The following is a 372-nucleotide window of genomic DNA, read 5'->3' on the forward strand; positions in this document are numbered from 1 at the left end:
GCATTTATTATAGTTTCACATGATCGCGCTTTTTTAGATAACTTGTGTACTACTATATGGGAAATTGAAGAAGGAAGAATAACTGAATATAAGGGGAATTATAGTAACTATGTTGAACAAAAAGAATTAGAAAGACATCGAGAAGAATTAGAATATGAAAAATATGAAAAAGAAAAGAAGCGATTGGAAAAAGCTATAAATATAAAAGAACAGAAAGCTCAACGAGCAACTAAAAAACCGAAAAACTTAAGTTCATCTGAAAGCAGAATAAAAGGAACAAAGCCATACTTTGCAGGTAAGCAGAAGAAGTTACGAAAAACTATAAAATCTCTAGAAACCAGACTAGAAAAACTTGAAAGCGTCGAAAAGAGA

1 pseudogene is annotated in these 372 nt (G+C 30.6%); it reads left to right on the forward strand.

From position 1 onward, the window contains the following. A pseudogene (locus AB4Y80_RS16965) lies at window positions 1–372 on the forward strand (Msr family ABC-F type ribosomal protection protein); the annotation flags it as partial.

This window comes from Specibacter sp. RAF43 (assembly GCF_052114065.1).
Classification (GTDB): Bacteria; Actinomycetota; Actinomycetes; order Actinomycetales; family Micrococcaceae; genus Specibacter.